Source organism: Trinickia dinghuensis (assembly GCF_003367175.1).
Taxonomy (GTDB): Bacteria; Pseudomonadota; Gammaproteobacteria; order Burkholderiales; family Burkholderiaceae; genus Trinickia; species Trinickia dinghuensis.
Genome location: NZ_QRGA01000013.1, coordinates 89 through 21,068 on the forward strand (window position 1 = coordinate 89; position 20,980 = coordinate 21,068).

Annotated in this window: 15 protein-coding genes and 1 pseudogene; 13 read left to right on the forward strand and 3 right to left on the reverse strand. The window is 64.7% G+C overall.

The features are described from left to right. The 3 genes and pseudogenes from DWV00_RS21755 to cobM form a co-directional block, all read left to right on the forward strand. Window positions 1-295, forward strand: a pseudogene (locus tag DWV00_RS21755) (cobalt-precorrin-5B (C(1))-methyltransferase); the annotation flags it as partial. Next, the gene (locus tag DWV00_RS21760; protein WP_115535696.1) at window positions 292-1,059 is read left to right on the forward strand and encodes a cobalt-precorrin-6A reductase; all 768 of its coding nucleotides are present in this window, start codon (window positions 292-294) and stop codon (window positions 1,057-1,059) included. The pseudogene DWV00_RS21755 and the gene DWV00_RS21760, both read left to right, overlap by 4 nt. A gap of 12 nt (window positions 1,060-1,071) precedes the next feature. Next, window positions 1,072-1,797 (forward strand): precorrin-4 C(11)-methyltransferase, encoded by a 726-nt coding sequence (cobM, locus tag DWV00_RS21765; RefSeq protein WP_115535697.1) that lies wholly within the window; start codon window positions 1,072-1,074, stop codon window positions 1,795-1,797. A gap of 2 nt (window positions 1,798-1,799) precedes the next feature. Here cobM and DWV00_RS21770 read toward each other — a convergent pair whose 3' ends face one another. Together DWV00_RS21770 and DWV00_RS21775 are read right to left on the reverse strand one after the other, a co-directional pair. Further along, window positions 1,800-3,203 (reverse strand): sigma-54-dependent transcriptional regulator, encoded by a 1,404-nt coding sequence (locus DWV00_RS21770; RefSeq protein WP_115535698.1) that lies wholly within the window; start codon window positions 3,201-3,203, stop codon window positions 1,800-1,802. Then, window positions 3,188-4,657, reverse strand: coding sequence for a sensor histidine kinase (locus tag DWV00_RS21775; RefSeq protein ID WP_115535699.1), 1,470 nt, complete (start codon window positions 4,655-4,657; stop codon window positions 3,188-3,190). The genes DWV00_RS21770 and DWV00_RS21775 overlap by 16 nt, the downstream gene beginning before the upstream one ends. A 303-nt stretch (window positions 4,658-4,960) precedes the next feature. Here DWV00_RS21775 and DWV00_RS21780 point away from each other — a divergent pair, with 303 nt between their 5' ends. From DWV00_RS21780 to DWV00_RS21815, 8 genes are all read left to right on the forward strand, one after another. Beyond that, entirely contained in the window at window positions 4,961-6,139 is a 1,179-nt protein-coding gene (locus DWV00_RS21780) for an efflux RND transporter periplasmic adaptor subunit (protein ID WP_115535700.1), read from the forward strand. An 18-nt stretch (window positions 6,140-6,157) separates the two neighbouring features. Then, window positions 6,158-9,247 (forward strand): efflux RND transporter permease subunit, encoded by a 3,090-nt coding sequence (locus DWV00_RS21785; protein WP_115535701.1) that lies wholly within the window; start codon window positions 6,158-6,160, stop codon window positions 9,245-9,247. A 6-nt stretch (window positions 9,248-9,253) separates the two neighbouring features. Next, a complete protein-coding gene (locus DWV00_RS21790; RefSeq protein ID WP_115535702.1) occupies window positions 9,254-12,481 on the forward strand; it encodes an efflux RND transporter permease subunit in 3,228 nt (1,075 codons plus the stop codon). Further along, complete coding sequence (locus DWV00_RS21795) at window positions 12,478-14,115, forward strand: efflux transporter outer membrane subunit (protein ID WP_245964980.1); 1,638 nt, start codon at window positions 12,478-12,480, stop codon at window positions 14,113-14,115. Before DWV00_RS21790 ends, DWV00_RS21795 begins: the two co-directional genes overlap by 4 nt. A gap of 76 nt (window positions 14,116-14,191) precedes the next feature. Then, on the forward strand, window positions 14,192-15,916 hold the full coding sequence (locus tag DWV00_RS21800) for a SulP family inorganic anion transporter (RefSeq protein ID WP_115535704.1): 1,725 nt from the start codon (window positions 14,192-14,194) through the stop codon (window positions 15,914-15,916). Window positions 15,917-16,119: 203 nt separating this feature from the next. Continuing rightward, window positions 16,120-16,680, forward strand: a complete 561-nt coding sequence (locus tag DWV00_RS21805; protein ID WP_115535705.1) for a cupin domain-containing protein — start codon at window positions 16,120-16,122, stop codon at window positions 16,678-16,680. A gap of 102 nt (window positions 16,681-16,782) precedes the next feature. Next, window positions 16,783-17,946, forward strand: coding sequence for an AAA family ATPase (locus DWV00_RS21810; RefSeq protein WP_115535706.1), 1,164 nt, complete (start codon window positions 16,783-16,785; stop codon window positions 17,944-17,946). Between the two features lie 177 nt (window positions 17,947-18,123). Beyond that, complete coding sequence (locus tag DWV00_RS21815; protein ID WP_115535707.1) at window positions 18,124-18,501, forward strand: VOC family protein; 378 nt, start codon at window positions 18,124-18,126, stop codon at window positions 18,499-18,501. 23 nt (window positions 18,502-18,524) lie between these two features. Here DWV00_RS21815 and DWV00_RS21820 read toward each other — a convergent pair whose 3' ends face one another. Continuing rightward, entirely contained in the window at window positions 18,525-19,751 is a 1,227-nt protein-coding gene (locus DWV00_RS21820; protein WP_115535708.1) for an MFS transporter, read from the reverse strand. Window positions 19,752-20,068: 317 nt separating this feature from the next. Here DWV00_RS21820 and DWV00_RS21825 point away from each other — a divergent pair, with 317 nt between their 5' ends. Next, window positions 20,069-20,434: a type II toxin-antitoxin system RelE/ParE family toxin gene (locus DWV00_RS21825; protein ID WP_115535709.1), complete on the forward strand. Its 366-nt coding sequence runs from the start codon at window positions 20,069-20,071 to the stop codon at window positions 20,432-20,434. Next, the gene (locus DWV00_RS21830) at window positions 20,427-20,735 is read left to right on the forward strand and encodes an XRE family transcriptional regulator (RefSeq protein ID WP_115535710.1); all 309 of its coding nucleotides are present in this window, start codon (window positions 20,427-20,429) and stop codon (window positions 20,733-20,735) included. The genes DWV00_RS21825 and DWV00_RS21830 overlap by 8 nt, the downstream gene beginning before the upstream one ends. Window positions 20,736-20,980 lie beyond the last annotated feature (245 nt).

Below are 20,980 nucleotides of genomic sequence, written 5' to 3' on the forward strand. Positions count from 1 at the left end.
CAGCAAGCTTGCGGGCGGGCACCTCGATCTACACAGCCGAAATTCCAGTATCGACTTGCCGCTGCTCGCGCAGTGGGCGGCCGATGCCGGCGGCAGCGATGCGCTGCAAGCCGAGATTCGAGCGGCGAACACGAGCCAGCAAGCGCTTGCGCTGGCCTCGAACCAGGGCGTGCCATTGGGCGATGTCGTATGTCGCCATGCGCGTGACGTCGCCAAGGACATCGTTCCATCCGAAGTAGCGGTCGAAGTCTTTGCGATCGACCGGGAAGGGCGATTCGTCGGGGTAGCGCGGTGACTCGAGTCTTATTGTTGGGAGGAACGGGCGACGCGTTGAAGATCGCGCGCCGTCTGCGAGCGGACGACGTCTATAGCCTCGCGGGACTCGGCAAGACGCCCGACGATCTCGCATGCGATGTTCGTGTCGGCGGGTTCGGCGGCAGCGAAGGGCTAGCCCGATATGTCGAGACCGAGCGGATCGGTTTGATCGTCGACGCGACGCACCCCTATGCGGCACGAATCAGCGCAAACGCCGCGACGGCCAGCCGCGTCGCCGGCGTACATTGTTGGGCGCTGCGCCGCCCGCCGTGGCAACCGCAGCCGGGAGACGACTGGCGCTTCGTCGGCGGGTGGGACGCACTCGTTGCCGAGCTGGCGGGTTTCAATCGCCCGTTGTTCACACTCGGCCGGGGGCCGCTGTCTCGTCTCGACGAAATCCCTGCGCATCAATACTGGACCGTCCGTTGTCTGGATGTTCATCCCGGTAACGAGCGCTCACGCATCATCGGTGCGCGAGGTCCGTTCACGCTGGACGGCGAGCGAGCCCTGTTCGAGCAATGCGAGTTCGACGTAGTAATCAGCAAGAACAGCGGGGGCGCCGCGACGGAAGCCAAGCTGGAAGTCGCGCGCGAGCGTGGCTTGCCCGTCATCATGCTGGCGCGTCCGTCCTTGCCCGAAGTGCCTGACATCGACCGGATCTTCGAAACGACGGATGCGTTGCTGAACGCGCTGGAAACGTTGCGCGCCCAAAGCGGCGCCCGCACGATCCGGCCCGCCCCATGACGGAGTGAGAATTTGACTGTTTATTTTATTGGCGCCGGCCCAGGCGACCCCGAACTCGTGACGGTCAAAGGGCAGCGTTTGATCCAACGCTGCCCTGTGATTCTCTATGCCGGTTCGCTCGTGCCGGACGCAGTGCTGACCGGGCACGCGGCCGAACTCGTCGTGAATACCGCCGAACTCGATCTCGATGCGATCGTGAGATTGCTCGCCGATGCTCACGCAAAAGGACAAGACGTCGCGCGCGTGCACTCCGGCGATCCCTCGCTGTATGGCGCGATCGGCGAGCAGATACGCCGTATCAGAGCGCTGGACATCCCTTATGAAATCGTGCCGGGCGTCACCGCGACGGCTGCCTGCGCGGCAACGCTGGGCTGCGAGCTGACGCTGCCCGGCATTTCGCAAACCGTGATCCTGACGCGCTATGCGACGAAAACGGCCATGCCCGCTGGCGAGCAGTTCGCCGATCTCGCGCGCCACGGTGCAACGATGGCGATCCATCTGGGCGTGCGGCATCTGGCGCGTATCGTCGACGAACTACGGCCGCATTACGGCAACGACTGCCCGATTGCGGTCGTGTACCGGGCAAGCTGGCCCGACGAAGAGCGCGTGACCGGCACGTTGGCGGACATCGTCGATAAGGTCGCGCAGACCGATATCGCGCGCACGGCGTTGATTCTCGTCGGGCGCGTGCTTGCCGCTGACGCGTTCGACGAGTCGACGCTGTACTCGCCCGATTGACCCTACGAGGCCGGCCCGGTCCGTCGTGCCGGCGGCCCGCCCGAATCGTCCGCATCGGGCTCGGCCTCATCGCTCGGCGGTTCGATGCCGTAACGCTTGAGCTTCACATAGAGCAACTGCCGGTTGATGTTGAGCCGTCGGGCGGCATCGGTCCGATTGTTTCCGCTGTATTTGAGCGCGCGGCGGATCAGCATCTCCTCCAGGCGCGCGAGCGCGGACGGCAGATCCTCGTCGGGCCAGTCGATCACGGGCTCGCCGAACGGCTCGCTCGGTTCGCGGTCCTCTTCCAGAAACGCGAGGTCCGTCGCGTGAATGTACTCGCCGCGCACCATCACCGCGGCCCGCTCCATCGCATTCTTCAGTTCGCGCACGTTACCGGGCCAGCCGTGGCGGATCAGGCGCGCGGCGGCATCGGCGGACAGGCGTTTGCGCACACCCACGCGCGTCAGGAAATACTCGGCGAGCGGGACGATGTCGGCGATGCGAGCCGACAGCGGCGGCAGATGAATCGGCACGACGTGCAGCCGATAGTAGAGATCCTCGCGGAATGAGCCCTCGCGCACCGCGCGCAGCAAGTCGCGATGCGTCGCGGCGATCACGCGCACTTGAATCGGAATCGGCTTGCCGCCCACCGGTGTCACGACCCGCTCCTGCAGCGCGCGCAGGATCTTGGCCTGCATCGCGATGCCCATGTCGCCGATCTCGTCGAGAAACAGCGTGCCGTGCTCGGCCTGCCTGAACGCGCCGTCGCGATCGGCACTCGCCCCCGTAAACGCACCGCGCACGTGTCCGAACAATTCGCTCTCGAGCAGCTCGGCCGGAATCGCCGCGCAATTGACCGCTACGAACGGACCGCGATGACGCTGCCCGTGCTCGTGAATCGCGCGCGCGACCACCTCCTTGCCGGTGCCGGTCTCGCCTGTGATCAGCACGGTCGTGTCGCTGTCGGCGAGCACGCCGATCGTCTTCTGCACCGTGCGCATCGCATCGCTCGAGCCGATCAGCGTGTCGGGCTCGGCGCCGGCGGCCGGCGGCTGCGTGTCGACGATGCTGTCGAGCATCCGCTGCAGCACCTGGGCGAGTTCATGGCGGCCGATCGGCTTGGTCAGATGATCGAACGCGCCGAGCCGCATCGCCTCGATGGTGTTGGACGCGGTGGCGTGCGCGGTCAGCACGGTCACGACGGGCATGGCCGGCCGCTCGTGCATGCGGCGCAGCACCTCGATGCCATCGAGGCCCGGCATGCGCAGATCCAGCAGCACCGCGTCGACCGGTTCGGCATCGAGCAGTTCGAGTGCGAGCGCGCCGTTGTGCGCGAGACAGGCGCGGTGGCCGAGGTCGCGCACGACTTCGGCGAGCGCCTCGCGCATGGTCTCGTCGTCGTCGACGATCAGGAAATTGGCCATGGCAGAACGATTTCAAACAATGTGCCGTCGGCTGTGCGCATGAGACGTGCGGTGCCGCCGTGTGCTTCGGCCACCTCGCGGACGATCGACAGCCCCAGTCCCGTGCCGTCCGGGCGGCCGGTCACGAACGGCTCGAACAAATGATCGAGGATATGCGCGGGCGGGCCCGCGCCTCGGTCCAGTACCGAGAATACCGCGGCGTCGGCCGTTTGCCGCGCGGTGACGTCGATGCGCGTGCCCGCGGGTGCGGCCTCGATCGCATTGAGCACCAGGTTGTCGAGCGCGCGCTGCAGCTGGTTCGGATCGAAGCGCGCCTCGCGCAGATCTCCGTCGCGCCGGAACGTCAGGCCCTTGGCCGCGGCAAGATCCGTATGCTCGGCGATGCAGGCGTCGAGAAACGGCTCGACTTGCACCGGCTCGCGCCGCGGCTCGTCGTGCTCCGTGATGCTCAGCAGACGCCGCACCAAGGCATCGAGGCGCTCGATCTGTCCGAGGATCACTGCCAACGCCTGCGGCTGCCGCTCCGGCCCGGCCGCGACCGCGCTTTCCGCCTTCAAGCGCATCGCCGCGATCGGATTGCGGATTTCGTGCGCGACGCCCGCGGCGACGCGGCCGATCGCGGCCAGCCGCTCGGCGGTCGCCATCTGCCGCGCCAGCGTTTCGGCGCGCTGCCGCGCGACCGACAAGCGCCCGCCGGCCTCGTTGAGCGCGAGCACGATGCGATCGAGCTCACGCTCGCGGGTCGCGGGCAGCACGGGCAGTTCCGCGAGATCGTAGGCGTTCAGCGCGGCTTCGATCCGCGTGACATGGCGCGACCAGGTCATCGTCAGATGCGTGAGCAGCAGCGCGGCCGCCAGGACCGTCACGAGCAGCACGCCGAGCCCCGCCATGAGCTGGTAGTAGCTGTGGCTCGGGAAGGTGCGCGTCATGGTCATCGTCCACGCGGTCAGGTTCGGAACCGGGCCGGGCAGGGGACAAGCGGCGAGTAGGAGCGTTTGCGACTGGCTGCCGTAGTGCCGGCTGACGGTGTGGTCCCCGCCCACCGCTTGCGCGTTGACCGCTCGGATTCTGGGCAGTTCGCCGTCGGGCGGCGCGGTACGCTGCACCGCGCCGACATAGGTCGGATAGGCGTAGGCGAGCGAGCCGGTCGCATTGCGCCAGATCCCGCCTTGCACGGCGGGCCGCCCGCGCAGCGAGCGCTCCAGCAGTGTCGTGAGGCGTGCGTTCAGCGCGGTTTCGTCCGAGGTGCCGACGCGTGCCGCGGGAGACGCGCCAACTTGGCGGTATGCGGTGGCGATTGCCTCGCAAGCGCGGCTGTTTTCCGCGGCTGCCTGGCCGAGTTGCGCGGCTGCGGATTGATGGAAGAGGCCCACCATCAATATCCCCGACGCCAGAGCCGCGCAGACGAGCAGGACGAGCAATACGATCAAGCGCCCACGCAGGGATCTGAGCATCGAAGGGTCTGTGGTTAAAAATCGACGGGCATTATCGTACGCTAAACCCGTGCCAGGCGATGAGCCGCCGCTCGCACCGGAAGGGGCTCGATGAGCACGAAGGGCTTTAGCACCGATTCGGCTCCATTCATGCCCGGCGTCATGCCCGAAGTGTCGTGAATCACGACAGTCGCCGTCGGGATTCACGACGATCAAGCGACGACCACGCAGCCTTGCCGGCCGCTCGAGCGCGCCGTACCGGGTCTGCTTCATTGGCACGGGTCTTGCAGACATTCCCCCGCAAATTTTCTCCCCTTCGATGCCATGAAACGTAGACACCTCGGCTGGTCCGCGCTTGTCGCCGCCGTGCTGGTCATCCCCGCCGCCGCGTGGATCCTCCATCCCGTTCACGCCGCGGACAAGCCCGCCGCCGCGACGCGCGGCACACCGGTTACCGCGGTCCCCGTCAAGCGGGCCGACGTGCCGGTCTACATCGACGCGTTGGGCACCGTCACTGCGATCCGAACGGTAACGCTCGTCACCCAAGTCAACGGCATTCTCGATTCGGTGGACTTCCGCGAAGGCCAGCACGTCAAGAAGGGGCAGGTGATCGCGCACATCGATTCGCGGCAACTGGAAGCGCAACTGCAGCAGGCGCAAGGCACGCTCGAGCACGATCAGGCCACGCTCGCCAACGACCGCCTGAACCTGCAGCGCTATCAGAGCCTCATCAAGATCGGCTCGGTGACGCAGCAGACACTCGATACGCAGGCCGCCACCGTCAAGCAGGACGAAGGCACGGTCACGGCCGACACCGGCAACGTCAAAAACCTCCAAGTGCAGGTGAGCTACTGCACAATCACTTCGCCCGTGGACGGCGTGATCGGCCTGCGGCTCGTGGACCCCGGCAACTACGTCACGACGGCGAGCACGACCGGCATGGCCGTCATCACGCAGTTGGACCCGGCCACGGTGATCTTCGCGGTGCCGGAGGACTACCTCGGCCAGATTCACGAGGCGATGGCGCGCGGGCCGGTCAAGGTACTGGCCTACGACCGCGACAAGGTCAAGCTGCTCGCCACCGGGATGCTGCTCGCGCTCGACAACCAGGCGGACACCACCACGGGTACGGTCAAGGTGCGCGCGCAGTTCGATCACGCGGGCGACGCGCTCTTTCCGAACCAGTTCGTGAACGCACGGATGCAGGCCGACACGCTGAACCAGGTGCCGGTGATCCCGACCGCCGCGATTCAGCACGGCACCAACGGCGACTTCATCTTCGTGGTGGGCGCGGGCAACAAGGCCGTGCTGCGCAACGTGAAAGCGGGCCCCGTGACCGGCGACGACACGGCCATCCTCGACGGCGGCGTCAAGGCCGGCGAACGCGTGGTGACCGACGGCGCCGACAAGCTCGACAACGGGACGCTCGTGCGTGTGGTCTCGGCCACGTCGGCAGGTTCGAGCGCTTCGAGCGTCTCGTCCGGTTCGTCTGCCTCGCACTAACGAGAACAGGCCGCGCTCATGAACATCTCGCGCCCGTTCATCGAACGGCCGATCGCCACCTCGCTGCTGATGGTGGCGGTCCTGCTCGCCGGCTTGCTCGGCTATCACCTGCTGCCCGTCTCCGCGCTGCCCGAAGTCGACTACCCGACGATCCAGGTCTACACGCAATACCCGGGGGCGTCGCCCGACGTGGTGAGTTCGTCGATCACCGCACCGCTCGAAGTGCAGCTCGGCGAGATGGCGGGCCTGAAGACGATGAACTCGACGAGTTCCAACGGCGTCTCGGTCATCACGCTCGAGTTCGATCTGTCGCTCTCGCTCGACGTCGCCGAACAGGAGGTCCAGGCTGCGATCAACGCGTCGGCGAGCTACTTGCCGCAGGGCCTTCCGTATCCGCCCGTCTACAGCAAGGTCAATCCGGCCGACGCGCCGGTGCTCACGCTCTCGCTCACCTCCGACACCCTGCCGCTCACGAAGATCGAGGACCTCGCGGACACGCGTCTCGCGCAGAAGATCTCGCAGATCTCGGGCGTGGGGCTCGTCACGATCAGCGGCGGGCAGCGCCCGGCCGTGCGGGTGGAGACGAATACGGGCGCGCTGAACTCGCTCGGCATGTCGCTCGACGATGTGCGCACCGCCTTGGGCGAAGCGAACGTGAACCAGGCGAAGGGCAATCTCGACGGCCGCATCCAATCGTATTCGATCGGTGCCAACGATCAGTTGCAGAGCGCCGATGACTACAAAGACCTAGTCATCGCCTACAAGAACGGCGCGCCGATCCGTCTCTCGCAGGTCGCGCATCCCGTGAACGGCGCCGAGGACGTGCGCCAGGCCGCCTGGACCAACGACAAGCCGTCGATCGTCCTGAACATCCAGCGCCAGCCGGGCGCCAATGTGATCGACGTGGTGGACCGCGTGCAGAAGGTGCTGCCGCAATTGCGCGCAAGCTTACCGGGCACGCTCAAGGTGGACGTGCTGACCGACCGCACGCAGACGATCCGCGCCTCCGTCAAGGACGTGGAGTACGAACTGGGGATGGCCGTCGCGCTCGTGGTGATGGTGATCTTCCTATTCCTGCGCAAGCTTTCGGCCACGATCATTCCGGCCGTGACGGTGCCGCTCTCGCTGGTCGGCACGCTGGCGGTGGCCTACGGCCTCGGCTTCTCGCTCAACAACCTGACGCTCATGTCGCTCACGGTGGCGACCGGCTTCGTGGTGGACGACGCCATCGTGATGATCGAGAACATCACGCGGCACCTGGAGATGGGCGAGAAGCCGATCGAAGCGGCCTTGATGGGCGCCAAGCAGATCGGCTTCACGATCGTTTCGCTGTCCGTGTCGCTCATTGCCGTGATGATTCCGCTGCTCTTCATGGGCGACGTGGTCGGACGGCTCTTTCGCGAATTTGCGCTCACGCTCGCCATCGCCATCGTGATTTCGGCGTTCGTGTCGCTCACGCTCACGCCGATGATGTGCTCGCGCATGTTCAAGCCGCATGACCCCGAGCATGACAAGGAGCACCGTGCCGACTTCTTCGACAAGATCAATGCGCACTACGTGAAGGGGCTCGGCTGGGTGCTCGAGCATCGCGTGCTCACGTTGCTCTCGGTGGCCTTGACGGCCGCGCTGACCTTCGCGATCTTGTTGTTCATGCCCAAGGGCTTCTTCCCGGAGCAGGACACCGGCCTCATCGAAGGGATTTCGCAGGCGGCGCCCGGGATTTCGTTTCCTTACATGGTGCAAAAGCAGGAGCGGCTCGTCGCGCAGATCCTCAAGGATCCGGCCGTAGCCAGTCTCTCCTCATTCGTCGGCATCAACCAGACGAGCCCGACGCTCAACCAGGGCACCATCCTCATCAACCTGAAAGACAAAGGCGATCGCGACAGCAGCGCCGCCGTGATCCGGCGTCTGGCGGATTCCACCGCGAGCGAAGCCGGCATGCACCTGTTCCTGCATCCGGTGCAGGACCTCACGCTCGACGACACGATCTCGACCACGAGCTACCGCGTGGGCTTGCAGGCGACCGATCCCGTGCTCCTGAGCAAGTGGACCCGCAAGCTGATCACCGCGCTGCGCGCGGACCCCGCGTTCGCCGACGTGCAAAGCCAGTCGCTGCAAGAGGGCAACCAGATCCAGTTGACCTTCGACCGCGACACCGCCTCGCGGCTGGGCATCACGCCCCAGGCGATCGACGACGTGCTTTACGACGCTTTCGGCCAGCGCCAGGTCTCGACCATCTACACGCAGCTGAACCAGTACCACGTCGTGCTGACCGCCGACCGCGCGTCGAGCGGCATGTCGCATCTGCTCGACAACCTCTATGTGGACACGTCCTCGGGCGGCGTTGCACCGCTAGCCTCGATGGCCCGCATGAAGGTGATTCCGGTACCCATCACGATCAATCGTCAGGGCCAGTTTCCCTATGCCGACGTTTCGTTCAACCTGGCGCCGAGCTACACGCTCGGCACCGCGCTCTCGCATTTGAAGGATGCCGAAGCGCGGATCGAGCTGCCGCCCACCGTGCAAGCGTCGCTCGAAGGCTCGGCGGCCACGTTCCAGGCATCGCTCGCCAACGAAGCCTTCCTCGTGGGCGCGGCGATCGTCGTGGTCTACCTGATGCTCGGCATCCTTTACGAGAGCTTCATCCACCCGGTGACGATCCTGTCGACGCTGCCGTCGGCCGCGCTCGGCGCGCTCGCGGCGCTCGTCATCACGGGCACGCAGTTCGACATCATCGGCCTGATCGGCATCGTGCTCTTGATCGGCATCGTGATGAAGAACGCTATCATGATGATCGACTTCGCGCTCGAACTCGAGCGCAATGAGCGGCTTTCGCCACTAGACGCGATCCGCCAAGCCGCCGAGCTGCGCTTCCGGCCGATCCTGATGACCACGATGGCGTCGCTGTTCGGCGCCGTGCCCCTAGCTTTCGGCACCGGCATGGGCTCGGAGCTGCGCCATCCGCTCGGCATCGCCATCATCGGCGGCCTGATCGTGAGCCAGTTGCTCACGCTCTTTTCCACACCGGTGATGTACCTGGCACTGCACCGCGTCGAGGATTACTTCAACAAGCCCGCGCAGGGCGCGATCGATGCAGCGGGGCAGTAAACGGCGATGAATCTCTCCGAACCGTTCATCCGGCGTCCCATCGCGACCACGCTGATCGCGGTGGGCATCGCGCTCTTCGGCATGCTCGCGTTCAAGCTGCTGCCGGTCGCGCCGCTGCCCGAGATCGATTTTCCGACGATCTACGTGTTCGCCCACCTGCCGGGCGCCGACCCGAATACGGTGGCGACGTCGGTGGCCACGCCGCTTGAGCGCCAGTTCGGGCAAATCTCGGGCATTACGCAGATGACCTCGGTCAGCTCGCTCGGCGGCACGCGCATCACGATGCAGTTCGACCTGAACCGCAGCATCGACGGCGCGGCGCGCGACGTCCAGGCCGCCATCAACGCGGCGCGCTCCAATCTGCCCGCGAATCTCGACGGCAACCCCACTTACCGCAAGGCCAATCCGGCCGATGCGCCCATTCTCATCGTCAGCCTGACGTCCGATACGGCCACGCGCGGGCAACTCTATGACGCGGCCTCCACCGTGCTTCAGCAAAAGCTGCTGCAAACGCCGGGGGTCGGAGACGTGACCGTGGGCGGCGGCGCGCTGCCTGCCGTGCGCATCGAGCTGAACCCCGACCGCGTCAGCCACTATGGCGTGAGCCTCGAACAGATCCGCACGGCCATCGCAAATGCCAACATCGACCTGCCCAAGGGCTCGGCGGCGCTGTCCGGCGTGTCGTACACGATCGGCGCGAACGACATGCTGTACAACCCCGCGGACTATGCGCCCATCGTCGTCAAGCGCGTGGGCGGCGACGTCGTGCACATCTCGGATCTCGGCTACGTGCGCCAGGACGTGGAGAATCTCGAGAACTTCGGCCTGTCCGACGGCAAGCCCGCCGTCCTGCTGATCGTCTTCAAGCAGCCCGGCGCGAACGTCATCGACACCGTCAACAATGTGAAGGCCGAGCTGCCGTTCCTCTCGGCCTCGATCCTGCCGACCATCAAGCTGAACATCCTGATGGACCGCACGACGACGATCCGTGCGTCGCTGATCGAAGTGGAAATCACACTGCTGATCTCGATCCTGCTCGTGACCGCGGTGACGTTCGCGTTCTTCCGCAGTTGGCGCACGACGCTCGTGCCCGCGATCGTCGTGCCGCTCTCGCTGCTCGGCACGTTCGGGGTCATGTATTTCCTCGGCTACAGCCTGAACAACCTCTCGCTGATGGCGCTCACGATCTCCACGGGATTCGTGGTGGACGATGCGATCGTCGTGGTCGAAAACATCACGCGCCATCTGGAGCGCGGCGAGCGGCCCGTGATCGCCGCGCTCAACGGCGCGCGCGAAGTCGGCTTCACGGTGTTCACGATCAGCGTATCGCTCGTGGCCGTGTTCATTCCGCTCCTGCTGATGGGCGGCATCGTCGGGCGGCTGTTTCGCGAGTTTTCCGTTTCGCTCTCGGCCGCCATCATCATCTCGATGCTGATCTCGCTCACGGTTACGCCCATGCTTTCCAGCGTGGCGCTGCGCGGGGCGCACGAAGGGCACAACGAAGAGGAATACCCCGACTCGCGCTTTCACCGCTTCTATGCGCGCACGCTAGGCTGGGTCATCCGCCATCCGCTGCTGATGGGCATGGTCACGATCCTCGTGCTCGTGCTGAACGTGATGCTCTACGTGATCGTGCCCAAAGGCTTCTTCCCGCAGGAGGACACGGGGCGCCTGATCGGCTCGATCCAGGCCTCGCAAAGCATCTCCTACCGGCTGATGCAGCAAAAGTTTCAGGCGATCTCGAAGCAGGTGCTGGCCAATCCCAACGTTCAAACCGTGGGCGGCTTCATCGGCGGCACCAATGCGATCAATACGGCCATCATGTTCGTGACGCTCAAGCCGCTCGGCGTGCGCCACGTAACGGCCGACCAAGTCATTGCGCAGATCCGCCGCACGCTCGGCAATATACCGGGTGCGCGGCTCTATCTGCAGTCGTCCCAGGACATCACGGTGGGCGGCCGGCAAAGCGCGGCGCAATACCAGTACACGCTCACCGCGGACGACCAGGCCGATCTCGACAAGTGGGTGCCCAAGGTGGTGGCGCAGATGCGCAAGATCCCGATTCTGGAAGACGTCAACACCGACCAGCAGGACAACAGCATGCAGGCGACGGTGGACGTGAACCGCGACGCGGCAGCACGCATGGGCGTGAAGTTCTCGTCGATCGACAACGCGCTCTACGACGCGTTCGGGCAGCGGCAGGTGTCCACCATCTATCGGTCGGCGAACCAGTATCACGTGGTGATGGAGTTGGCCCCCGAATACTGGACCAACCCCGCCGCGCTGAAGGGCATCTACGTGCCCGCCGGCACGCCGAGTTCGGGGCAGGGTGGCTCGAGCGCCAACGGCAGCCCCACGGGGCCGAGCGTCGCGACTTCAGCGAGCGAGGCGGCGGCTACCGCCGCTGCCGCTTCGGCCGCCGCGAAAGCAGGGCCCGGGCGCACGACCGATACGCCGTCCACGGCGGTGCTCTCCAATGGCCAGGCGCTCGTGCCGCTCACCGCGATGGCGCACTTCACGATCGATCGCACCGCGATCTCGATCAATCACCAGGGCACCTTCCCGGCGGTCACGGCCTCGTTCAACTTGGCACCGGGCGCCTCGATCGGCGATGCGACGCGAGAAGTCGACGACGCCGTCGCGCAGTTGCGCATGCCCGCCAGCATCACAGGCAGCTTCGCCGGCACGGCGCAAGTGTTCCAGCAGGCCGTCGCGAGCGAGCCGCTCTTGATCGTGGCCGCGCTGCTCTCCGTGTACATCGTGCTCGGCATGCTCTACGAGAATCTGATGCATCCGCTGACGATTCTTTCGACGCTGCCCTCGGCCGGCGTGGGCGCGCTGATCGCGCTGCTCGCCACCCATACGCAGCTCTCGATCATCGCGCTCGTGGGCGTGATCCTGCTGATCGGCATCGTGAAGAAGAACGCGATCATGATGATCGACTTCGCGATCACCGAGGAGCGCCAGCGTAAATTGCCCGCCGAGGAAGCCATCATGCGCGCCTGCCTGATCCGTTTCCGGCCGATCATGATGACGACGAGCGCGGCCATTCTCGGCGCGCTGCCGCTCGTGTTCGGCTCGGGCTACGGCTCGGAATTCCGCAAGCCGCTCGGCATCTCCATCATCGGCGGCCTCATCTTCAGCCAGATGCTCACGCTCTATACGACGCCCGTCATCTATCTGTGGCTCGACCGGGCCTATCAACGCTTGCGTCGTCGCAAGAAGGCAGCATGACCATGAACTTCGCGTTTATTTTTGCGCGGTCCTCCCGCCATGGCACCGGTGCGTTGCTCGGGCCGGGGCACCCGCGGCCGCGTACCCTATTGCGCCCATGCGCGGCGGCGCTCGGCCTCGTGTCGTGCTTGTCACTGGTGTCGCTCGCCGGCTGCGCGGTCGGGCCGGACTACCGCAAGCCGACGGTGCAGGTACCGGCCTCGTTCAAGGAAGGCGTCGACTGGCAACGCGCGCAGGCCAATCCGCAGGCGTCGCTTTCGAGCAGCTGGTGGACCGTCTACGACGACTCCGTACTCACGGGGCTCGTCGAGCGCTCGCTCAAGGCTAACCAATCGATCGTGGCGGCCGAGGCTGCCTACCGGGTCGCGCAGGCCACGGTCGACGCCAGCGAGGCAAGCCTCTTTCCGGTCGTCACGGCAGGCATGTCGGCGACGAGAAGCCGTACGGGCTCGGGCACGAGTTCGACAACCGGCAGCCTCGGCACGACGACGGGTGTCGCACCGGGTGTGCGCACCAACGTCAGCGCGAACGTCGCGGCCAGTTGGGAGCCCGACCTGTGGGGCCAAATTCGCCGCGAGGTCGAGTCGAGCAAGGCGAGCGCGCAGGCGTCGGATGCCCAGTTGGCGGGCGAGCGCCTGTCGATCGCGGCGACCCTGGCCGATGACTACTTCGCGCTGCGCCAGGCCGATGTCGACATCGCTTCGCTCAAGCAGCAGCAGGCCATCGACTCGCGTCTGCTTGACATGGCGCGCGCGGGCTATGCTCAGGGCACCGCCTCGAACGACGACGTACTCGTCGCGCAAGACACGCTCGAACTCGCAGTCGCCGAACTGCAGAGCACCGAGACCGCGCGCGAACAGGACGAGCACGCCATTGCCGTGCTGATCGGCGAGCCGCCCGCAAGTTTCACACTGACGCCGCGCGAGGACTACGCGTTCAAAACGCCGGCCGTCCCGCTCGCGCTGCCATCGCAACTGCTGGAGCGGCGGCCCGACGTCGTGCAGGCCGAACGCACCGCGGCGGCGGCCAATGCGAAGATCGGCGCGGCCGAAGCCGCGTTTTTCCCGGTGCTGGACCTGAGCGTGCAGGGCGGCTTCGAGCACAACACCTTCGCTCATTTGTTCTCGCTGCCGAGCCGCGTGTGGACTATCGGCCCCGATCTGGCGGCGACGCTGTTCGACGGCGGCGCCCGCTCGGCGGCCGTGCGCGGCGCGCGTGCGACGTACGATGAAGACGCCGCCAACTACCGGCAAACGGTGCTCGCGGCATTCCAGAGTGTCGAGGACAGCCTCTCGTCGTGGAATCATCTGTCGCGGCAGGAGGCGGCTTACGCGGACATTTATCGACGCAATCAGGCGCTGTTCGCGAGCCAGCAGACGCAGTTCAAGGTCGGCACCACGAGCGAGCAGAACGTTCTGACCCAGCAGCTCACGCTGTTGCTGGCCCGGCAAAGTCTCGAAGACACCCGTTCGCTGCTCGTGCAAAGCAGCATCGGCCTCGTTAAGAATCTCGGCGGCGGCTGGCAATGGGGCGCCGAGCAGTCAGACATGGCGGCCACCGAAAACACCGGAAGCCCCGGGAAACACCCCACCACCACGGCGGCCGCGCCGAAAACAACTGCAAAGGGAGATTGACGCTCGCGGGGCTTGCCATCGGACATCGGCTCGGGGCACGATGCGCGGATGACCTTATAACGGAACGATGCCCCGCATGCAGGAAACGAACGGAACGCACAAGAAGGGCCTACGGTTGTTCAAAGGCCTCATTCCCATGGACCGGGCAACGGCGGCGCGCGACGTGCTCGCCGGCATTTCGCTCGCATCCGTCGATATCCCTCAGGTACTCGGCTACGCGCGTATCGCCGGCATGCCGACGGTGACGGGACTCTATACGGCCTTCCTCCCGCTTATCGCGTTTGCGTTCTTCGGCGCATCGCGTCACCTCGTGGTGGCGGCCGATTCGGCGACGGCCACGATCCTTGCGAGCCGAGTGTCGTCGATGGCGCCGGCCGGCAGCACGGCCTATGTGGTGCTAGCGGGGATGGTCGCGCTGTTGACCGCTGCCATGCTGCTGCTCGCGCGGATTTTCAAGCTCGGGTTCCTGGCCGACTTCCTCTCTCGCACGGTGCTGGTCGGCTTCCTCACGGGTGTGGGGCTGCAAGTGTCGATCGCGATGCTCGGCGACATGCTCGGCATGAGCGTGCCAATTCCGTCGTCGAAAAGCCTGCTGCAACTGCTCTACGTCATCGGCCATCTCGCGAGAACGCATCTGCCGACGCTTGCGCTCGCGCTGCTCGTGGTGGGCGCGATCCTAGCCGCGAAACGATTCTTCCCTCGCGCACCGGTGCCGCTCGTTGCTGTGATCGGCAGCATCGCGGCAAGTAAAGCGTTCGACTTCTCATCCCATGGGATCGCCGTGCTCGGACCGATCGCGGGTGGCTTGCCGCCTTTGAGCTTTCCGGCCGTGACCTGGGAGCAGTTCCGCAGTCTCGTGCCGGTTGCCGCCTCGTGCTTCGTGATGATCGTCGCGCAAAGCGCCGCGGCGGTACGCGTGTTTGCTCAGCGCTATGACGAGGAGGTCGACATCAACGCCGACCTCCTCGGCCTCGCCGCGGCGAACGCTGCTGCCGCGTTCAGCGGCACGTTCGTCGTCAACGGCAGCCCGACGCAGACGGCCATGGCCGAGCGCGCCGGCACGCGCAGCCAAATCGGGCAGCTTTCGTTCGCCGCCGTGGTGGTCGTGGTGCTGCTGTTGCTGAGTTCGTATCTGCAGTATTTGCCGCACTGCGTGTTGGCCGGGATCGTCTTCACGATCGCGCTCGGGCTCATCAACGTGGCGAGCCTGAACGCGATTCGAAGCGAGAGCCCCGGAGAATTCACGCTCGCGCTCGTCACCGCGGCGGCGGTCGTGCTCATCGGCGTCGAGCATGGCATTTTGCTGGCGGTCGCCTTGTCGTTGATGCGGCACGTGCGGCACAGCTATCGCCCTCATACGATGATGCTCGCGCCCGTCGATGCCACCGGGCGATGGATGCCCGTACCCGCCAAGGCAGGACAGGTGACGGCGCCCGGCCTCATCGTCTATCGGTTCGGCGCGGATTTGTTCTATGCGAACGACTACTTTTTCACGTCGGAGGTGAACGCGCTCATCGACGAGGCGCCGGGGGGGCTGCATTGCTTCATCATCGACGCGGGAGCGATCACCGATCTCGACTACTCCGCCGCCCGGGCGCTGAGCAATATGATCGGGGCCCTGCGTGCGCGCGGCATCCGAGTGCTGTTCGGGCGAGTGAACCCGTATCTGCGATCGGATCTCGACCGGCACTGCATTTCGCCGATCATCGGGGAGACATGTATTTTCTCTACGCTGCACGAGGCGCTGTCGGCAGCGGGGGTGGATCCGGTCATGCATCGGGGCGAGGCGCTGGGACGGTGAGCGGGCGAGGTGAACCCGACAGCGGCGGCTGTCGGCACGCATGCAATCGCTTTGCGGGCTTTCCTGCGCCGAATGCTCCCGCTGTCATACCATAGACGTTCGTCGATAGGGCAACGCTGCCCGGTCCGCCGCGGTGTCCCGGAAGGCCGTACCGCGTTGCTTTCGTCCGTTCCGCCCGCAATGATCGAAGGGAGCGTTACCCGATGGGTCCCCGCAATCAAGACAAGCAACGCCTAATCGAGCGCTTTGGACTCGTGCCTCATCCCGAAGGCGGCCACTACCGCGAGACGCATCGCGATTCGGTGCGCGTCGCGCGAATCCTCGGCCCGGTTTCCCCGGGCCACGAAACCTCGGGGATTTCACGATCGGCGTCGACGTGCATCTACTACATGCTGTGCGACGGCGCTTATTCGGCATGGCACCGTATCCGCTCCGATGAAGTCTGGCATTTCTACGCGGGCGACCCGATCGATGTCCACGTCATCGATGCAAGCGGGCAACGGACTACGCACCGGCTCGGTAACGCTCTGGTGCGCGAAGATGCGAACTTTCAGGTCGTCGTGCCTGCCGGCTGCTGGTTCGCGGCCGAGTGTCCCGCGCTTGGCGGCGAGGCGGAATCGGCAGGGTTTGCGTTCGTCGGCTGCACGGTGGCGCCGGGGTTCGAGTTCAGCGATTTCGAGCTCGCGGAGGTTGAAAGGCTTGCAGCGGAGTACCCTACGCATGCGGCGGTGATACGGCGATTGGGACCGCGCAAGAGTGCGTAGGCGACGGCTAACGCAAGTTTTTCAACGTGCGGCGCCATGTTCCCATCGGAAACTTGCAGCTCATTGATCACTCGTTCATCACTCGACAGGATCCCCGCCTAAATGCTGACCACGCTTGCGGTTGCCGGGTATCGCTCGCTACTCGAGCTAATCGTGCCTCTCGCGACGCTGAACATCGTGACGGGTCCCAATGGCAGCGGCAAATCGAATCTATACCGCGCCTTACGCCTACTGGCGGAGACGGCGCGTGGCGAGCTCATCCCGTCTCTGGCCCGCGAAGGCGGCCTGCAGTCCACGCTATGGGCGGGCCCGGAGCGTTTTTCGCGCGGCATGCTCGCGGGAGAACAACCCGTGGAGGGAACGGTACGTAAAGGGCCCGTGAGCCTGCGGCTCGGTTTTGCCGGCGAATCATTGGGTTACGCGATCGACCTCGGCCTGCCGATACCGGGCAGCTCGCAGTTCCAGCGGGATCCCATCATCAAGCGCGAGTGCATCTGGAGCGGCCCGATGCTGCGCCCGTCCGCCTTGCTCGTGGACCGGCAAGGAGCGGCGCTGCGCACGCGCGATGCCGAGGGCGAATGGGCGCCGGTCGCACAGCCCCTCGCGAGCTTCGACAGTATGATGACCGAGTTCTCCGACCCGAAGTCGGCGCCAGAGATGATTGCCGTACGCGAACAGATTCGCTCGTGGCGCTTCTACGATCACTTTCGCACCGACACCGACGCGCCGGCTCGCCGCCCCCAGATCGGTACGCATACACCGGTGCTGTCCAACGACGGTGCGGACCTCGCGGCCGCACTGCAAACGATCCGAGAAATCGGCAATCCGGTCGCGCTCGATGCGGCTATCGAAGACGCGTTTCCCGGCTCCCGAATCGAGGTCGAGAATCATGACGGGCACTTCGAAGTCACGATGCGGCAGCACGGGTTGCTGCGCCCGCTGAAGGCGCGCGAACTCTCCGATGGCACGCTGCGCTACCTGCTGCTCGTAGCGGCGCTGCTCACGCCGCGGCCGCCCTCGTTACTGGTGCTGAACGAGCCCGAAACGAGCCTTCATCCCGATCTGCTGCCCGCGCTGGCACGGCTTATTGCCGATGCGTCCACACGTTCGCAGGTCATTGTCGTCTCGCATTCGACACGGCTCATTGCCGCACTCGAGCGCGAGAACGGCAGCCAGTCGATCGTGCTCGAGAAGCAACTCGGCGCGACGCGGATCGTGGACGTCGACGACCTCGACATCCCCGCCTGGAAGTGGTCCGCGCGGTAGGTACGCTCGAGCCGCGGCTTGCTCGGTCTATCCAAGCGAGCCGGAGCGCGCTGATCAAGCGCAATTTTTGCAAAGTACCGCCACCTGTTTCGGCCGGAAAATCGTAGCTCGCTTCTTACTATTCAAAACCAATCGATTCACTAGAATCAGTGGAATCACTCATTTAGGAGAGACGATATGTTGGACCATGTATCGATCGGCGTGCGCGACCTCGGGAAAACGAAGACGTTCTACGACGCCGCGCTCGGGGCGCTCGGTTATCGCTGCTTGTGTGCGGACGAGTACATGCTCGGATACGGTACGGACTCGGTGCAGCTTTGGATTTCCCCAACCGATAGCCCTGTCTCTCCCGATATGCGATCTGGCTTGCACTTCTGTTTCGCCGCGCCGACGCGTTCGGAGGTGGATGCGTTTCACGCCAAGGCGCTCGAAGCCGGCGGCAAGGACAACGGCGCGCCGGGAATACGAACCGATTATTCGCCCGGCTATTACGCGGCGTTCGTGGTCGACCCTGACGGGTATCGGCTCGAAGCCTTTTGTCGAGTCGCCGTTTGATGCGCTGATTGGATTGCCGATGCTCAGGTCGGAGCGGCTTCGACCTGAGCATGCACGTATCCGCGCCGGCCTGCTGCATAGCCGAACCAGGACGCTATCGCGCAGATCCCGACGCACAGGGCGGCCAGACTATAAAACGAGCCCGTCGCATGCAGCAACGAGCCGGCGATAAACGGGCCGCTCGATGCAAGCAGGTAGCCGATGCTTTGCGCCATGCTGGACAGCTTCCCCGCCACGTGCGAGTCGGGCGAGCGCAATCCGATGACCGTGAGCGCCAGGGTGAACGACGCGCCCTGTGCGATGCCCAGCAGCAGCGCCCATCCCCACATCGTCGAAAGCGGCGCGAAGAAGCATCCCACGAGGCCCACGGCCGTTAGGACCAGCGAAAGAAGATTGATCCCACGCTGATCGGGAAGGCGGGCGACCAAAAACGGAAGCAGCAGCGATGTCGCAGCCTGAGCGATCACACTGAGCGACAGCATGAGTCCCGCATCGACGGCGCTCATGCCGCGCATACGCAAAACCGTAGGGAGCCAACCGAACACGATGTAGGCGAGTGAAGATTGCGAGCCCATGAAAATCGTGACCTGCCACGCGAGCGGATCCCGCAACAAACCGCGGACGGCACGCGTGCTCCTCCCCACCTGCGTTCCGACGGGCGGCAATTGGCTGCGCCACATCAACACCGCCAGGGCTACGGGCAATGCCCAGAGGGCCAACGCCCATGCCCAGGCATTTCCATTGGAATCCCCGAAGATTTGCTTCACGAAGTCAGCGGCGGGCGCCGTCGCCGCGGCAGCCGATGCGGCGCCCGCGCACATGGCTGCGCTATATAGCCCCGTCATCAACGCGACGTGATCGGGGAAGTCGCGCTTCACGACGCCGGGCAGCAACACGTTCATCAAGCCGATCGAAAAGCAGGCCGCAATCTGCCCGAGGAACAACATTTGCCAAAACGGCAGGACTCGTAACGCCGTCCCAGCAGTGAGCAGCACCAGCAATCCGAGCAGCGCCCGTTCACTGCCGACTCGGCGCGAGAGCATCGGCGCGAGCGGGCCGAACAAACCGAAGCATAGCGATGGAAGCGTAGTCAGCAGGCTGGCTCCGGCTGGGGATAGATGCGTCGCGCGAGTTGCTTCGAGCAGGATCGGGCCGACGCTCGTGATGGGTGTGCGCAGCGAGAATGCGATCAGTGCAAGGCTCGCCGCTAGTGCGAGGCTGTGAGTGCGTGCGTTATTCGAGGCGGTCACGTCGGCTTATAGGGACATCGTGTTGCGAGTTGCGTCATTGTAGTCTTGGTGGCGCGTACTGTTTAGGTCCTACCGCGCTTCGAACCCGCCACCACCTTAAGGAGGTCAAAGCGCAACGCTGCTTCAATGCCGGCGTCAGCAAGACATCGAATCTCGATGCGTATCGGAACAGCTTCACACCAGCATTCCCTTGACGGAATATTCCGTAGGAGCTATATTTCGACTGGGCGCAAAGCCCATCCGAGAATAACTTGATCCCCCAAATCCTAGAGCGAGGCACGTATGCAAGTCGATAAAGTTGCTTTGAGGAGTTCGTTATGGCTTGGGAGGTTGAGTATTGCGAGGCGTTCGGCGAGTGGTGGAACAACTTAACCGAGCGTGAGCAGGAGTCTGTTGCGGTCTCGGTAGCGCTCCTTGAGCAATATGGACCGGCGTTGCGCTTTCCGCATTCGAGCGGAATTAACGGATCTCGACATGCCCATATGAGGGAGCTTCGCGTTCAACACGCAGGCCGACCATATCGCGTGTTGTATGCATTCGATCCTCGGCGAGCAGCCATTCTGTTGCTAGGCGGCGACAAGACCGGCGACGACCGTTGGTATGACGTCAATGTGCCGAAGGCAGATGCGTCTTACGACGAACATCTAGCACAGTTGGTAGCTGAGGGAGCTGGCGATGGCTAAGAAGTTTGCTGAATTGCGGGACAAGATGTCACCGCAAGCGCAGGCGCGGGTGGAAGCTCGCGTAAAAGAAGTGATTGACGAAATGGCGCTCGGCGAGCTGCGGCGTGCGAGGGGCCTATCTCAAGAGGCGCTGGCTATCGTCTTGCACGTGAAGCAGCCGAGCATTGCGAAGCTGGAACAGCGTACGGACATGTATATCTCGACGCTGAGATCGCATATCGAGGCGATGGGCGGACAGTTGGAAATCATCGCGAAGTTTCCCGAAGGGGCAGTACGCATCGCGAATTTCTCGTCCCTGTAACCGCGAATGGTGTCGAGGCCTCGCGAGACCGGATCTGCAGCGATCCACCTGCAACGAATCGTTCAGCGCAAAAACGACGAACGGCAAAATAGGCAATTTTTCATACAAATAGCACTTTACTGCTCATAACATTCGGTCATCAAACCGCGAAGCGCCACTGCTATACTCCGCCGACAACCAGGGTGGATCGACCACTCGGAGACCGCAGGAGACCAGGTCATGGGCGCAAAGGGACCGTTGGAAAT

Coding starts and splice junctions, on each gene's coding strand:
- DWV00_RS21770 (WP_115535698.1), bottom strand. CDS start 3,203: ATGGCCAATTTCCTGATCGTCGACGACGACGAGACCATGCGCGAGGCG.
- DWV00_RS21775 (WP_115535699.1), bottom strand. CDS start 4,657: ATGCTCAGATCCCTGCGTGGGCGCTTGATCGTATTGCTCGTCCTGCTC.
- DWV00_RS21780 (WP_115535700.1), top strand. CDS start 4,961: ATGAAACGTAGACACCTCGGCTGGTCCGCGCTTGTCGCCGCCGTGCTG.
- DWV00_RS21785 (WP_115535701.1), top strand. CDS start 6,158: ATGAACATCTCGCGCCCGTTCATCGAACGGCCGATCGCCACCTCGCTG.
- DWV00_RS21790 (WP_115535702.1), top strand. CDS start 9,254: ATGAATCTCTCCGAACCGTTCATCCGGCGTCCCATCGCGACCACGCTG.
- DWV00_RS21795 (WP_245964980.1), top strand. CDS start 12,478: ATGACCATGAACTTCGCGTTTATTTTTGCGCGGTCCTCCCGCCATGGC.
- DWV00_RS21800 (WP_115535704.1), top strand. CDS start 14,192: ATGCAGGAAACGAACGGAACGCACAAGAAGGGCCTACGGTTGTTCAAA.
- DWV00_RS21805 (WP_115535705.1), top strand. CDS start 16,120: ATGGGTCCCCGCAATCAAGACAAGCAACGCCTAATCGAGCGCTTTGGA.
- DWV00_RS21810 (WP_115535706.1), top strand. CDS start 16,783: ATGCTGACCACGCTTGCGGTTGCCGGGTATCGCTCGCTACTCGAGCTA.
- DWV00_RS21815 (WP_115535707.1), top strand. CDS start 18,124: ATGTTGGACCATGTATCGATCGGCGTGCGCGACCTCGGGAAAACGAAG.
- DWV00_RS21825 (WP_115535709.1), top strand. CDS start 20,069: ATGGCTTGGGAGGTTGAGTATTGCGAGGCGTTCGGCGAGTGGTGGAAC.
- DWV00_RS21830 (WP_115535710.1), top strand. CDS start 20,427: ATGGCTAAGAAGTTTGCTGAATTGCGGGACAAGATGTCACCGCAAGCG.